Below are 13,806 nucleotides of genomic sequence, written 5' to 3'. Positions count from 1 at the left end.
GAGCGACAGGCGCCAGCAAAACAAGGTTCCAGAAACAAGGTGAAGCTGCTATAATAGTTGCTTAAGCGGCTGTAGCTCAGCTGGATAGAGTACTTGGCTACGAACCAAGGGGTCGTGGGTTCAATTCCTGCCAGCCGCACCAAAATTCGTAAGACGAAGGGCCTGTAGAGAAATCTCCAGGCCCTTTTTCTTTGCCCTACTGTTTGCTTGTTCGGTATTTTCAAAAGAAATGCGTGAGAAGATTTGGCAAAGTCATCGCGCACTGCTATAATATTTGCTTAAGCGCGGCTGTAGCTCAGCTGGATAGAGTACTTGGCTACGAACCAAGGGGTCGTGGGTTCAATTCCTGCCAGCCGCACCAACATTCGTAAGATAGAGGGCCTGTAGAGAAATCTTCGGGCCCTTTTTCTTTGCTCGACGGTTTGCTTATTCGGCGAGTTCTCAAGCAAGCTGTGAGAATATTTGGCGAATGAAGAAGTTGCTGCTATAATCTTTGCATACGCGGCTGTAGCTCAGCTGGATAGAGTACTTGGCTACGAACCAAGGGGTCGTGGGTTCAATTCCTGCCAGCCGCACCAATATTCGTAAGACGAAGGGCCTGTAGAGAAATCTTCAGGCCCTTTTTCTTTTTCCCACCCCCGGTGTCAGGTCTGACATTCGGACACGGGCTCAACTCTAGATGGCTGCGTAGTTGTACTTAAGGATCAGCTCGTGTCCGAATGTCAGACCTGACACCATGCGTTTAGAAAGAACGGCCGACGGTGAGCACCAGCCCGTTGCGCGAGCCGATACTGCCGCTCGAGCGCGCGTAGGCGCCCCGCTCCGCGTGCAGCGCGTCCCACGCGGCCTGCACTTTCCAGGCCTCGATGCTCATGCTCACGCCGATCCGTGCGTCGGCCCGCGCGCCGGAAGTGTAGCGCGGCACCGTTGACAGCGGGCGCAGGTAGCCGACCCGCGCGAACAAGCCCACATCGTCGGTGAGCGCCACGCCGCCATTGAGTTCCCCGTACACCGTGCGCATGCTGGTGCCCAGGTAGGCCGGCGAATACGACACCCTGCCACTGAGCCGGTCGCCGCCCAGCCCCGCATACACTTCGCGGTAGTTCAGGGCCGACATGCTGGAAAAGGTGTGGTTCGACGCCCCCACTTCCCACGACGGCCCCGCCGACATGCGCCGCGCATAGCCGGCGTAGCCGATCGCGTACACGCCGCGCGGCGTGCCGCTCATTTTGAGCTGCGACGCGAACGTGCCCGCATAAAAGCCGCTGCGGGTGTCGAACGAGAGGTTGAACTGGGCCACCGGGTCGCCCTTGCTGTAGCCGACGCCGCGATAATTATAGTCGGAGACCAGCGACACGCTGCCGCTGGCCTGGGCGCAGGCGTTGCCGCCCGCGAGGCAGCACGCCAGTGCGAGCGCAAACCGGCATCTACGCAAGGGCCGCTCCGCGCGCGGCGGCGTTCAGGGCAGGCGGACGATCTTGGGCGGCGTGACCTCGACGCAGACGCATGTACATTTTCCTGTGAGGCGGGTGACGGTGGCGCAAAGGTTGATGCCTCCCGGCTGGAGCACGATGCTCGAGCGGACCTGCGGCAAGGTGAGCCCGGGACGCAGCTCGCTCAGCACGGCCATCATGCCAGAGATATGCGCCGCTGAATAGGACGACCCCGACACCATGCCCCAGCGCGCGCCCGGCGCCGCCGTCGGGATGTCGCGCCCGGGCGCCATCAGCACGTGCGCGTTCATCTGCCGGCTGCTGTCGGCCGCCACCGCGAACACGCCAGGATGCGAGGCAGGAAAACCGCCGTCGGCGCTGGCCGCGTCCACCGCGCCCACCACCCGCACGCCGCGCGCGCAGGCGACGTCGATCAGTTCGCGCAGCAGCCGGTCGGACGGTCCCGACAGACTCAGGTTGATCACCTGCGCCCCGTGCATCAGCGCGAAATTGATCGCCTTGGCCAGCGTGAAGCTGTTGCAGCGGGTGGTACCGCCAGCCACTTGCCAGCATGCCCGCAAGGCCATCAGGCGCGCGTCCGGCGCCACGCCTTCGATTCCCACGCCATTGCCGGCCAGCGCCGCGATCACCCCGGCCACGCCGGTGCCGTGGGTCTCGGCGGCATATGCCTGGCCGTCCACGAAATTCTCCTGGAAGGCGACCTGCCCGGCCAGGTCGGGATGGTCGCTTTCGACACCGCTGTCGATCACCGCCACCAGCACCTTGCGCCCGGTGGCGGCCTTGCGCACTTCGCCCAGTTGCCACTGCAGCGCGGCCGGCTGCACCGGGTACAGCGGGTCGCTGGCCTGGGCCGAGAAGGTATTGATCGATTGCGCCCAGTCGACCCGGGCGTCGCGCGAGAGCGCTTCGACGATCTTGCCCGGCTCGGCGCCGGCCGGTTCGGCCATGCGGTAGCAGTCCACGTTCAGGGCCGGCATGGGCCAGCCTTCGAGGATGGTCAGGCCGTGTTCGCGCGCCAGCGCTTCGGCGACGCGGCGCCGCGCCAGGCGCCCGGCGTCGTCGCGGTAGTTGGCGCCGTAGGCGGCGTCGGGCCGGAAGTGCGGCGCCGGCAAATGCAGCATCACCAGGATCTGGCGCACCTCCGCCTGCGCCGGGGCCGGGGCCGGGGCCGCCTCCTGGGCGCGGCCGCTGAGCGCCGCCAGGAGCAGCAGCGCCGACACCAGCAGGCGCATCACGGTGCGCTCCGCGGCGTGAGCGACTCGGCCAGTTGCACGCCGGCGTCGGCACGCAGCACGGCAAGCGCGTTCGATTGCCCGCCCGGCGGCGCGCTCAGGACAAAGGCGCCGCTGACGGTCGGGCCGTCGACCACGCGCGCGCCGCTGGCCTGCAAGGTGCGCTGCACCTCGCGCAGGCTGGCGTCGGGCCGGAATATCACGACAATGGTGCCGGCCAGCGCGGGTGCGCCGTCACTCAAGGCCTGGTAGGCGTCGCCCTTGCCCACCGGCGCAATCATCTGGATCACCAGCACGGTGATCAAGGCGCATTGCCCCGCCAGCGCCCACGGCATCCAGCCGTTGCCGAACCAGGCGCGCAGGCCGGACGCCTTGGAAGGCGCCGCACTCGCCTGGGGGCCGAGGCGCGGCATCAGGCGCGCCAGTGCGCGCTCCGGATCGAGGCCGGGCGGTTCGGCCGGCGCCGCATGTAACTGGCGCTGCCATGCGACCTCGCCGGCGCACTGCGCGCAGTGCCGCAGGTGCGCGCGCACCGGTTCCGCTTCGGTCTCGTCCAGGGTGCCGTTGGCAAACCACGGCAGCAAATCGCGCATCGCCTGGTGCGATGCGCCGGTCGGTTCTTGGTCCAGGTTCATAACGGTTCCTCCTGATGTGCGGACAGCAGCACCCTGAGGCGCTGCCGCGCGTGAAACATCCGCGTCTTGACGGTATTGACCGGGCATCCCATCGTCTCGGCGATTTCCTGGTAGCCCATGTCGTGGTAATAGGTCAGGGTGACGACCACCCGCTGTTCGAGCGAGAGCGCCTTGAGCGCTTCGCCCACGCCCTGCTGCAACTGGTGCTGCGCGAGGGCGTGCTCCGGTTCCTGGCGCGCGTCGCCCGCCTCCAGCTCAAAATTCGATTCCACCGGCTCGTCGCGCATATTCACCGCCTTCAGTCCCTGGCGGTAGGCGATGGCGAACACCCAGGTCGACACCTTGCAGGTGTGGTCGAACGTGTGCGCCTTTTGCCACACCACCAGCATGGTGTCGTTGACGATCTCCTCGATCAGGGCGCCGTTGCGCACCATCCGGTCCAAAAAGCGCTCCAGCCGCCCGAAGTACTTCCGGTACAGCGCCTGGAAGGCGTCCCGGTCCCCGCCCGCGATGAGGGCAATCAAGGCGGTGTCGCCGCTGTCGGCCGATGCGGCAGGCGCACCCCCGAAACGCGCTCTCCATTGTTTAAGCATGCTGCGATGTTCTCCACGATGTTCTCTGCTACTGCGGTGAATACTTGCCCGAAGCGAAAAGGTTCATGCTGCCGAGAAAAAAATATGTTGCTCCGGTCCCGCCGCTGATTCTACACGTGGCAATTTTTACAAAAAATTTTCAAAAGCATTGAACCTTTTGTGTATGAGTCCGTATTGACCGTTCAATAAGACCGAACAATGCATCGTTACCACTGAAGGATCAGCATTTTGTTTGCCCTGTGCGGCCCCTCGCTTCTCGATCACTCGGCCGCCAGCCTGTTCCGGCTGTTGCTGCTCGCGCCGCTGCTGGAGGAATGCATCGTGCGCGCCGGCCTGCAGGAGTGGCTGACGCGGCGCGCAAGCCCGACGGCCTTGGTGCTGGGCTTGCCCGCTTTGGCGTTCAGCCTGCTGCACCTGATGTCGGGCGCACAAGCCATGGCGGCGGTGTTCCTGCCCGGACTGGCATTCGGACTGATTTACCGCCGCTGGCGCGACTGGCGGCTGTGCGCACTGGGTCACGCGCTGTGTAACGGTGTCGCACTGGGTTTTTGCAGTTTCAGCATCTATTAAATATCAACCAGGAGTAGCAATGACAGGATTTCGACTGAACCAATCCGGCCTGCGGCATCATATGCGCGGCGCCGGTCTGTGCGCCTTGCTGGCGATGGGCCAGGCCCACGCGGCCGACGCCCTGCACGGCAAGACGCTGTACCTGAACGGCCCGGCCGGCGGCGGCACCGCTTGCGCGCGCTGCCATACCGCGTCGCCGAGCGCCAACGTCAGCAAAGTTCTGAACGCGGCCAATAATCCGGCCGCCATCAGCGCGGCGATGGCCGCCAACAAGGGCGGCATGGGCAATATCTACGCCGGCAAATTGTCGGATGTCGACCTGGCCGACCTTGCGGCCTTCATCGGCAACCCGGGCGTGGGCGCGGCGCCGGCGGCCAGTCTCAATCCCGCCAGCCTGGCCTTCAGCGGCACGGTGCTGGGCCAGGCCAGCGCTGCGCTGGCCGCCACCCTTGCCAATACCGGCTCGGGCGCGCTCAATATCGATACCATCGGCGTGACCGGGGCGGCGGCGGCCGACTTCAGCATCGCCGGCGGCACCTGCGCACCCGGCGGCGCGGTGGCGGCGGGCGCCAACTGCACGGTGCTGGTCAGCTTCAAGCCGAGCGTCGCCGGCGCGCGCAGCGCCAGCCTGGCGGTGGCCCACAACGGCACCGGCGGCAGCAGCAGCGTGGCCCTGAGCGGCACCGGCAGCGCGGCGCCCCAGGCGACGATTGGCGTCTCGGCCACCAGCATCAACTTCGGCGCGCTGGCCACCAATGCGCCATCGGCCCCGCAAAGCATCACGCTCAATAACAGCGGCCAGGCCACCCTGACCTTCAGCGGCATCGCGCTGGCGGGCGCCAACGGCGCCATCTTCACGCTCGGCGGCGACTGCGCGGTAAGCAAACCGCTCGCGGGCGGCGCCAGTTGCGCGCTGACTGTTGCGGCGCAGCCCACCGCCAGCGGCGCGTTTTCCGGCAACCTGACGGTGGCCTCGAATGCCGCCAACGGCAACGTCACCATCGGCCTGGCCGGCAGCGGCGCCAGCGCCACGGCGGCGGCCGGCGCCACACCGAACGTGCTGGCCTTCGGCAGCCAGGCCATCGGCAGCGCCGCAGTCACGCAGAACGTCACGCTGACCAATACCGGCAACGTGGCGCTGACCTTCTCGTCGCTCGCCGTCAATGGCGCGGCCGGGTTCAGCGTGGCGCCGGGCAGTCACTGCGCCACGGCGCTGGCGCCTGGCGCCACTTGCAGCGTGCCGGTGTTGTTCGCACCGTCGGCCAAAGGCGCGTTCGCGGCGACCCTGGTAGCCACCTTCAACGGCGGCGCCGTGCAGGTGCCCCTGAGCGGCGCCGGCACCACCGCCGCCGTCGCCTCGCCCACCGTGTCGGATGCCGGTCCGATCGGTTTTGGCGAAATCCAGGTCGGTAAAAGCGCAGCGCCGCACACGACGGTGCTGCGCAATCCCGGTACGGCGGCGCTGACCATCGCCACCCTGGTGATCGACGGCGCCAACGGCGGCGACTTTGTCCTCGGCGGCTCGTGCGCGGTCAACGGCGCCGTCAGTCCGGCGGGCAGCTGCACCATCGAGACCACCTTCAAGCCGGGCGCTCCAGGCGCGCGGCTTGCCAACCTGCTGCTGGTGACCGACGGCGGCACGCAGTTTTCGCTGGCTTTGAGCGGCACCGGCACCGCCATCGCGGCGGCGCCCGCGCTCACGCTCGCGCCGCAGTCGTTCGACTTCGGTTCCAGCGCGGCGTCCAAACGTTTCACGCTCAGTAACGCCGGCACCGCCGCCATCAACCTGTCGGCGGCGACCTTCAGCGGGCCGTTTGCGCGCGTGAATGACGCCAGCGGCTGCGCGGCTTTGCCGTTTGCCCTGCAACCGGGTGCATCGTGCGACCTGGTGATCGGCTACACCCCGTCCGCTGCGGGCGCCAGCAGCGGCAGCGTCGTGCTGCAGGCCGAAGGCGGCGGCAGCTGGACTATCGCACTGGCCGGCCAGGCTGCGGCGGTCGCGCCCAACGCCAACGCGGCGCCGGCGCAGAACCAGGGCGGCGGCGGCTGTTCGTCCGTACGCGATGGCACGGATCCGATGCTGGCCTTGCTGGCGCTGCTGGCGGCCGGTGTCCTTTTCTGGCGTCGTCGCAATCCGGCGCAGTCATGATCAATCTACTTTACGGAACCGCTATGACCAACTTCAAACGCAATACACGCGCAATCGCCGCGTCCCTCGTCCTGGCGCTGCTGGCGGCGCCGGCAAGCGCGCTGGAAGCGGGCAAGCCCGCCCCGGCGTTCGACCTTGCGGGACCGGATGGCGCGGTCAAGCTCGAAAAATACGCCGGCAAGGTGGTGTATGTCGACTTCTGGGCATCCTGGTGCGGCCCGTGCCGCCAGTCGTTCCCGTGGATGAACGAGATGCAGGCCAAATACGGCGCGCAGGGTTTGCAGATCGTCGGCGTCAATGTCGACGCCAAGGTCGACGACGCGCGCACCTTTTTGGCGGGCACGCCGGCCAGGTTCGCGATCGGCTTCGATCCGGCCGGCGCCACCCCGCGCAGCTATGGCGTCAAGGGCATGCCAAGCAGTGTGCTCATTGGCGCGGACGGCAAGGTGCTGTTCGAGCATAGCGGCTTCAAGGCGGCCGACCGCGAGGAACTGGAAGCGAGAATCAAAGCGGCACTGGGAGCGAAGAAATGAAGATGATGAGCAAGATCGTGCTGCGCATCGGTGCGGTTGCGGCGCTGGCCGCCGGCGCTACCGGCTGTTCGGCCATTACCCCGGTGCAGGCCTGGGAAAAAGGCACGCTGGCCAAACCCGAGATGCTGATGGAGGGCGACGGACTCGAAGCGCGCTTCAACGAGCATATTTACAACAGCCGCGAGGCGGCGTCCGGCGGCAGCGGTGTCGGCGGCGGCGGCTGCGGTTGCAACTGAGAGATGAACGACCATATGACCACCCCACTCCTTTCCGCACCCACTCCGGCCATGGGCCACGCCATCCTGGCGGCGGCGCTGATGCTGCCAGGCCTGGTGCATGCCGAAACGCCGCCGGAGCACGCGTCGATCAGCGTCAAGCTGCTCAGTTACGAAGAAAGCCAGTCCAGCATGGACCGCATCCGCGTGCGCGCGCCCTCCATCTCGCTCGTCGCCCCGGTCGCGGGCGTGTGGTCGGTAGCCGGCTCGTTGACCGCCGACGATGTCTCGGGCGCGTCGCCGCGTTACCACACGGCGGTCTCGGGCGCCTCGCGCATGAGCGACGACCGCAAGGCCGGCGACGTTGCCGTCACCCGCTACTTCTCGCGCGGCAGCGTGAGCGTGGGCGCGGCCTATTCGACGGAGCATGACTACGACTCGCGCGCCCTGTCGGTCACCGGCACCATGTCGAGCGAAGACAAGAACACCACCTTCTCGCTCGGCCTGGGCGGATCGGACGATTCGATCAATCCGGTCAACTTCATCGTGCGCGACGAATCGCGCCAGAGCGTCAACCTGCTCGTCGGCGTGACCCAGGTGCTGGGGCCGAACGACCTGGCGCAGCTGAGCGTGACCCACAGCCGGGGCCACGGCTACTTTTCGGACCCGTACAAGGCCTTCGACAACCGTCCGCGCCAGCGCAACCAGAGCACCGTCATGGGGCGCTGGAACCACCATGTCGCGGCAACCGGGGGCACCAGCCGCCTGTCGTACCGCTACTACACCGATACCTATGGCATCCGCGCCCACACCTTCGGGGGCGAGTACGTGCAGCCGGTCGGCCAGGGCTGGTCAATCACGCCGTCGGCGCGCCTGTATTCGCAGCGCGCGGCGCGGTTTTACTTCGATCCGGTGTACGACGGCGTGCTGGGCGAGCCGTTCCGGCCCGGATACGAGAGCAACCCCGATGCGCTGTCGTCGGCCGACCAGCGCCTGTCGGGCTTTGGCGCGGTGACGCTCGGGATCAAGGTCGCAAAGCAGTTGAGCCGCGACTGGATCGTCGACATCAAGCTCGAAGCCTACCAGCAGCGCGGCAGCTGGCGCCTGTTCGACAAGGGCAGCCCGGGCCTGGAACCGCTGCGTGCCCACAGCATCCAGCTGGGCCTCACGCGGCAGTGGTAATGGACGTTCACGCGTTCCCGTTCGAGGCCATGGCCAGCCGCTGCGAGCTGCGCCTGGCGCTGCCCGCCGGTGTCGATGGCGCGGCGCTGGCGCAGGTGGCCATCGACGAGGTGCGGCGCATCGAGCGCACCTATTCGCGCTACCGGGCCGACAGCATCATCGCGCGCATCAACGCCGCCGCCGGGCAGGATGCGCTGCCCTGCGACGACGAGACCAACGCCCTGCTGGACTACGCCGGCGTGCTGCACGCCGGCAGCGGCGGCCTGTTCGACATCACCTCGGGCGTGTTGCGGCGCGCCTGGGACTTTCGCCGTCCCGTGCTGCCGGCCCGGTCAACGCTCGATGCGCTGCTGCCGCTGGTCGGCTGGCGTCATGTGGAGCGCGCCAAAGGCGCCATTCGCCTGGGGCAGGCCGGCATGGAGATCGACTTCGGCGGTTTCGGCAAGGAGTATGCCGCCGACCGCGCCGCTGCGCTGCTGCTGGCAAGCGGCGTGCGCCACGGTTACGTCAACCTGGGCGGCGACCTGCGCATCATCGGCCCGCAGCCCGATGGCGCGCCGTGGTCGATCGGCGTGCAGGACCCGCGCGATGCCGCAGGCCTGGCGGCGGCGATCCCGATCGCCAGCGGCGCGCTGGCGACCAGCGGCGACTACGAGCGCTTCATCGACGTCGCCGGCACGCGCTACTGCCATGTGCTCGATCCGCGCAGCGGCATGCCGGTCTCGCACTGGCGCTCGGTCAGCGTGCTCGGCCCGCTGGCGATTGCCGCCGGCAGCTGTTCCACCATCGCCATGCTGATGCAGGAGGACGGCCTGGCCTTCCTCGATCAATCCAGCATGGCCTACCTGGCCATCGACCAGCAAGGCCAGTGCTTCCGCAAGGATGTGTAACACGCTTCACCCCCGATTCAACTACTGGACACCTACTGGAGAACCACCATGACATCCGCACCTTTCCTGAGATGGCTGCTGTCCTTGCTCGCCATGCTCGCCGTGCTTACCCTGAGCGGCTGGGCGGGCAAGGCCGCCGCGGCCGACGACTTCCTCGATCCCGAACTGGCCTTCGTGCTGCGCACCGAAGTGCGCGCAGACGGCGTTGTGGCCCTGCGCTGGGCCATCCCGCCCGGCTACCACCTGTACCGCGACCGCCTCGGTTTCACCAGCGCCGCCGGCCAGGACCCGGTTGCCGCGCCAGCCCTGCCGGCCGGTATCCGCAAGTTCGACGAGAACTTCAACAAGGAGATGGAAACCTACGCCGGCCAGCTCGATGTAACGCTGGCCGCCATGGCCAAACCGTTCACCCTGAACGTGGCCTACCAGGGCTGCGCCGACGCCGGCCTGTGCTACGCACCCATGACCAAGACCTACCTGGTCGATCCCGCCAAACCCGGCGTGCTGACAGCGCAGGCCGAGGCGCCCGCACCGGCTGCCGCCGTTCCAGCGACGCCGGCGCCAGCCGCCACCCCTGAAGACGACACCACCCTGGCCCAGCGCACCCTGCAAAGCGGCAGCCTGTGGCGCATCGGCAGCGCCTTCCTGCTGTTCGGCCTTCTGCTGTCGTTCACGCCGTGCGTGCTGCCGATGGTGCCGATCCTGTCATCGATCATCGTCGGCGAAGGCTCGGTCTCGCGTTCGCGCGGCCTGTTGCTGGCCAGCGCCTACTGCCTCGGCATGGCCCTGGTCTACACCGCGCTTGGCGTGGGCGCGGGTCTGGCCGGCGAAGGCCTGGCCGGCGCGCTGCAAAAACCGTGGGTGCTGCTGACCTTCGGCGCGCTGCTGGTCGGCCTGGCGTTGTCGATGTTCGATGTCTACCAGTTGCAGCTGCCAAGCTCCCTGCAATCGCGCCTGTCCAGCACCGGTGGCACGGTCCAGGGCGGGCGCTTCGTGGGCGTATTCATCATGGGCGCGCTGTCGGCACTGATCGTCGGCCCGTGCGTGGCCGGTCCCCTGGCCGGCGCGCTGCTCTACATCAGCCAGACCGGCAACGCCTGGATCGGCGGCTGGGCCCTGTTTTCGATGGCGCTCGGGATGAGCGTGCCGCTGCTGCTCACGGGCCTCTCCGCTGGCAGCCTGCTGCCGCGCGCCGGCGCCTGGATGAACGGCGTCAAAAAAGTGTTCGGCATGCTGCTCATCGCGGTGGCCATCTGGATGGTCTCGCCAGTGTTCCCGGTGCAGGTGATGATGGCGCTGTGGGGCGGCTTTGCGATTTTGTGCGCGGTCTTCCTGCACGTGGGCCATGCGCTGCCGCCGCACAGCGGTGTCGGTGCGTACGCCGGCAAGGCGCTGGGCGTGGTGATGCTGGTGGCCGGCCTGTTCGAACTGGCCGGCGCGGCCAGTTCCGGACGCGATGTGCTGCAACCGCTGGCGCATCTGCGCGGCGGCGGCACGGCCGTGGCGCACGCCGAAAGCGGACCCCAGTTCACCCGCATCCGCACGGTCGCCGAACTCGAACGCGCGCTGGCCGATACCAGCACGCCGGTGCTGCTCGACTTCTACGCCGACTGGTGCGTGGCCTGCAAGGAGATGAAACGGATGACGTTCCCCGACACGGCGGTGGCCGCGTCGATGAAGAAAATGCGCCTGATCCAGGTGGATGTGACGGCCAATAACGCCGACGACCGCGCGCTGATGAAAAAATTCAGCCTGTTCGGGCCACCGGGCATCATCCTGTTCGACGCCAGCGGCAAGGAAGTGCCGCAGGGGCGCATCATCGGCTTCGTGCCGGCCCAGCGTTTCGCCGAACGCCTGCAGGCGGCGCACGGCGCGGCCGGCTAACCAAGCTTTAGAGCAGCCAGTCGATCGGCAGCAGCGAGAGCACGCCGACCGCCGCGCGCTTCCAGAAACCGGTACCGGGTTCGGTGTCGTGGCGGATCTCGGTGTCGCCCACGCGTTCGGTCCAGTACAGCGCGCCGTCGGGCGCCAGCCGCACCCGGTAGGCGCGCGCCGGGACCTGTTCGCGCAGGATCGTGGCCATGCGCGTGGCCATCGACGGGCTGTCGATCACGAATCCCATCTCGGTATTGAGGTCGGCCGAACGCGGGTCGAAGTTGAACGACCCGATGAAGACGCGCTTGCGGTCGACCGAAAACGTCTTGGCGTGCAGGCTCGATGCGGAGCTGCCGAGTTTACCGCCCTTGGCCCCTTCGGGAGCGCGCTCGCTGCCCACGCCACGGTGCAGTTCATACAGCGTCACACCCGCCTCCAGCAAGGGCTTGCGCCATTTGGCGTAGCCCGCGTGGACCGCCGCCACGTCGGTCGCTTCGAGCGAATTGGTCAGGATGTGCACGTCCATGCCGCGCGCCGCCATCGCCGCAAAATTGGCGGCCCAGGTTTTACCGGGCACGAAGTACGGCGAGACCAGGTCCACCGTCTCGCCTGGATCGCCCAGCAGGCGCTGGAGCTGATACGTCACTTTGGTTTCGGGCGCTTCGGTGCCGAGCACCTTGTCCGGGTCGTCGCTCACCAGCGTCGTGTTGGCCCACTCGAACGGCAAGGTGCGCGCGACCAGCTGCTCCACGAACGGGGACGCACGCACCGCCGCCACGTAGTCCAGCGCAGCGGCGCCCTGCCCCGCCTGCGCGTCGGGCGGGGCGCCGGCGCCGGCTTGCGCGACCAGCAGGCCCACCGGATAGGCCGAACGGCTGTTCCAGTAGCGGTCGAAGTCGCGCGAGACGGCGTCCACCACCGGGCCGACCGCCATCACATCGAGGTCGATGAACAGCAGGCTGCCGGCCGCGCCGAAGTATTCGTCGCCGATATTGCGTCCGCCGATGATGGTGGCCGCATTATCGGCGGTGAACGATTTGTTGTGCATGCGCCGGTTCAGGCGCGAAAAATCCGACAGGTAACCCAGCGCGCGGTGGGCGCGCATGACAAACGGATTGAACAGGCGTACTTCGATGTTGGGCTCGGCGTCGAGCGCGGCGAGCAGCGGGTCCAGGCCCTGCGTGTTGTTATCGTCGAGCAGGAGGCGTACGCGTACGCCGCGCGACGCCGCCGCGCGCAAGGCGTTCAGCATCAACATGCCGGTGGTATCGTTGCGCCAGATATAGTACTGGACGTCGAGGCTGCGCTCGGCGGCGTTGGCCAACATGGCGCGCGCGGCGAAGGCGTCGCGCCCGTTGGCCAGCGAGTACAGGCCCGACATGCCGGGATGTGCCGCGTTGAGCGGCGCCAGCGCCGTGTCCAGGCGCGTGGCCGGGGTGACGGAATCGGCGGCGAGGTAGTGGCTCGGCGTGCGCCCATCGAGCGCGGGCAGGCCGGCGCAGCCGCCCAGCGCGAGCGCCAATAGCAGCAGCGCGGCCAGCGTCGATGTGAATGGACCTGTTTTCATGCTTGCTCCGGACCGGGTTAATCCAGGCCTAATCTGTGTGCGCGACAATGTTAATGTTTTCCCTACGGACCCCGCCCATGAAAAGAAATCCACCATGAACGTCAGCCTCGGGCCATTCAGCTTCCAGACGGCGCACTTGCTGTTGCTGATATCGCTACTTATAGCATGCGGCGTCGGCAACTGGGTTGGTCGCCATCAGAAGGTCAAGACCGGCAAAGTACTGCTCGACATGCTGCTGGCCGGCCTGGTGGCGGGCCGCATCGTGTTCGTGGCCAGCTGGTTCGCGCAGTACCGCGCCGCGCCGCTGTCGATCATCGATATCCGCGACGGCGGTTTTACGCCCTGGGCGGCGCTGCTGTCCGCCCTGGCTTTCGGCGCCTGGCGCATGCGCGGGCAGCCGCGCCTGCGCAATCCGCTGGCGGCCGGCGTGCTGGCTGGCGCGCTGGCGTGGTGTACCTCGGGCGCGCCGCTGCTGCTGAACCTGAGCGAGCGCAAGCCCTTGCCGAGCGTGGCGCTGGTCACGCCGGGCGGCGCCCCGGTCAGCCTGGCCGCGCTGGCGCAGGGGCGGCCGGTGGTGCTCAACCTGTGGGCCAGCTGGTGCCCGCCCTGCCGCCAGGAGATGCCGCTGTTGGCCAGCGCCCAGCAACGCAACCGCGATGTGGTGTTTGTTTTCGTCAACCAGGGGGAAGATGGCCAGAGCGTGATGGCTTACCTGAACGGCGGCCAGGTGGCGCTGGAGAACGTGGTGCTCGACAGCAGGTCGGCCATGGGGCGCGAGGTGGGGTCGAGCGCGCTGCCGACCACCCTGTTCTACGACGCCGGCGGCAGGCTTGCCAACTCGCACCTGGGCGCGGTCTCGGCCGCCTCGCTCGAAAGCAAGCTGGCCGGTCTGCGGAAACGGGACTAGTTTC

General features: G+C 67.5%; 13 protein-coding genes and 3 tRNA genes. 11 read left to right on the top strand and 5 right to left on the bottom strand.

The window, feature by feature from the left end:
- Positions 1–65 precede the first annotated feature (65 nt).
- The 3 genes from F0185_RS08215 (at position 66) to F0185_RS08205 (ending at position 578) form a co-directional block, all read left to right on the top strand.
- Positions 66–142, top strand: a tRNA-Arg gene (locus F0185_RS08215).
- A 142-nt stretch (positions 143–284) separates the two neighbouring features.
- Positions 285–361 (top strand) — tRNA-Arg (locus F0185_RS08210).
- 140 nt (positions 362–501) lie between these two features.
- Positions 502–578, top strand: a tRNA-Arg gene (locus tag F0185_RS08205).
- A gap of 164 nt (positions 579–742) precedes the next feature.
- Here F0185_RS08205 and F0185_RS08200 read toward each other — a convergent pair.
- From F0185_RS08200 to F0185_RS08185, 4 genes are read right to left on the bottom strand one after another with little or no spacing between them, the layout of a single operon-like run.
- Positions 743–1,435, bottom strand: coding sequence for a TorF family putative porin (locus tag F0185_RS08200; RefSeq protein ID WP_167223304.1), 693 nt, complete (start codon positions 1,433–1,435; stop codon positions 743–745).
- Between the two features lie 24 nt (positions 1,436–1,459).
- Positions 1,460–2,686, bottom strand: a complete 1,227-nt coding sequence (locus tag F0185_RS08195) for a S8 family peptidase (protein WP_167223447.1) — start codon at positions 2,684–2,686, stop codon at positions 1,460–1,462.
- The gene (locus F0185_RS08190; protein ID WP_167223302.1) at positions 2,686–3,321 is read right to left on the bottom strand and encodes a zf-HC2 domain-containing protein; all 636 of its coding nucleotides are present in this window, start codon (positions 3,319–3,321) and stop codon (positions 2,686–2,688) included. The genes F0185_RS08195 and F0185_RS08190 overlap by 1 nt, the downstream gene beginning before the upstream one ends.
- Positions 3,318–3,914: an RNA polymerase sigma factor gene (locus F0185_RS08185; protein WP_167223300.1), complete on the bottom strand. Its 597-nt coding sequence runs from the start codon at positions 3,912–3,914 to the stop codon at positions 3,318–3,320. The genes F0185_RS08190 and F0185_RS08185 overlap by 4 nt, the downstream gene beginning before the upstream one ends.
- 228 nt (positions 3,915–4,142) lie before the next feature.
- On the opposite strand from F0185_RS08185, the gene mrtJ reads away from it, so the two are divergent.
- The 7 genes from mrtJ to dsbD are packed head-to-tail and all read left to right on the top strand — an operon-like array spanning position 4,143 to position 11,337.
- Positions 4,143–4,484 (top strand): JDVT-CTERM system glutamic-type intramembrane protease MrtJ, encoded by a 342-nt coding sequence (gene mrtJ / locus F0185_RS08180; RefSeq protein WP_167223298.1) that lies wholly within the window; start codon positions 4,143–4,145, stop codon positions 4,482–4,484.
- Positions 4,485–4,503: 19 nt separating this feature from the next.
- On the top strand, positions 4,504–6,633 hold the full coding sequence (locus F0185_RS08175; RefSeq protein WP_229476823.1) for a choice-of-anchor D domain-containing protein: 2,130 nt from the start codon (positions 4,504–4,506) through the stop codon (positions 6,631–6,633).
- Between the two features lie 23 nt (positions 6,634–6,656).
- Positions 6,657–7,166: a TlpA family protein disulfide reductase gene (locus tag F0185_RS08170; RefSeq protein ID WP_167223296.1), complete on the top strand. Its 510-nt coding sequence runs from the start codon at positions 6,657–6,659 to the stop codon at positions 7,164–7,166.
- A 2-nt stretch (positions 7,167–7,168) separates the two neighbouring features.
- A complete protein-coding gene (locus tag F0185_RS08165) occupies positions 7,169–7,402 on the top strand; it encodes a DUF4266 domain-containing protein (protein WP_167223443.1) in 234 nt (77 codons plus the stop codon).
- Positions 7,403–7,417: 15 nt separating this feature from the next.
- Positions 7,418–8,563, top strand: a complete 1,146-nt coding sequence (locus F0185_RS08160; RefSeq protein WP_167223294.1) for a DUF3570 domain-containing protein — start codon at positions 7,418–7,420, stop codon at positions 8,561–8,563.
- Complete coding sequence (locus F0185_RS08155; protein ID WP_167223292.1) at positions 8,563–9,453, top strand: FAD:protein FMN transferase; 891 nt, start codon at positions 8,563–8,565, stop codon at positions 9,451–9,453. Before F0185_RS08160 ends, F0185_RS08155 begins: the two co-directional genes overlap by 1 nt.
- Positions 9,454–9,501: 48 nt before the next feature.
- Positions 9,502–11,337, top strand: a complete 1,836-nt coding sequence (gene dsbD / locus F0185_RS08150) for a protein-disulfide reductase DsbD (protein WP_167223290.1) — start codon at positions 9,502–9,504, stop codon at positions 11,335–11,337.
- A gap of 7 nt (positions 11,338–11,344) precedes the next feature.
- On the opposite strand, the gene F0185_RS08145 is transcribed toward dsbD, so the two are convergent.
- Positions 11,345–12,895: a phospholipase D family protein gene (locus F0185_RS08145; RefSeq protein ID WP_167223288.1), complete on the bottom strand. Its 1,551-nt coding sequence runs from the start codon at positions 12,893–12,895 to the stop codon at positions 11,345–11,347.
- 94 nt (positions 12,896–12,989) lie between these two features.
- Between F0185_RS08145 and F0185_RS08140 the strand changes: the two genes are divergently transcribed.
- Positions 12,990–13,802: a TlpA disulfide reductase family protein gene (locus F0185_RS08140; RefSeq protein ID WP_167223286.1), complete on the top strand. Its 813-nt coding sequence runs from the start codon at positions 12,990–12,992 to the stop codon at positions 13,800–13,802.
- Positions 13,803–13,806: the final 4 nt, after the last annotated feature.

Source organism: Massilia rubra (assembly GCF_011682065.1).
GTDB classification, from domain to species: domain Bacteria; phylum Pseudomonadota; class Gammaproteobacteria; order Burkholderiales; family Burkholderiaceae_D; genus Telluria_A; species Telluria_A rubra.
The sequence above is the reverse complement of the archived record's forward strand: the minus strand, read 5'-3'. Positions and strand labels throughout refer to the sequence as shown.